This is a genomic window from Bradyrhizobium sp. Leo78 (assembly GCF_059512425.1).
Window position 1 is genome coordinate 1 of the sequence record NZ_JCAMOT010000250.1, and the last position, 410, is coordinate 410.

General features: G+C 56.8%; 1 protein-coding gene. It reads right to left on the reverse strand.

Annotated elements, in window-relative coordinates; translation table 11 throughout:
• Positions 1-17: 17 nt before the first annotated feature.
• A complete protein-coding gene (locus tag AC5ZG1_RS44535; protein ID WP_496136589.1) occupies positions 18-350 on the reverse strand; it encodes a hypothetical protein in 333 nt (110 codons plus the stop codon).
• Positions 351-410 lie beyond the last annotated feature (60 nt).

Here is a 410-nt window from a genome sequence, read left to right on the forward strand (position 1 = left end):
GAGAGAGCGTCTTCCGGCTATCGGCCCTGGAAGATCTTGATGAGCTTTGGCGTAAACCTGTGAGCCTTGATGTCGAGCAGATCCTGATACGTGGCGCGACCGGAGATCGCGGCCGCCAGATATCGCTGGCAAGCGGCCCTCGGAGCGTCCTTGTCGGAGACGTTTGTCACGATCCCTGCGGTGCGACGGGCATTTGCATCGAAATCCTTTGCGCACACTTTGACGAACTCATTTCTCGCTCTCGCGCTGCCTTGCAGCAGCGTGACTATCGCACCATAGTCCTGCTGCGTCGGTGCACAGCCGGCAAGCAGTGCAATAGAAATCATTATAGTCGCGGTGCGGACGCGCATCATCAATTCCCCCAGGGTCAGCCTTGATCGGCAGTTGCTGTTAATTTGATTCTCGGTATG

What these genes read in the sequence shown, in the direction of transcription:
- AC5ZG1_RS44535 (WP_496136589.1), bottom strand. Translation starts at nt 350, where the DNA reads ATGCGCGTCCGCACCGCGACTATAATGATTTCTATTGCACTGCTTGCC.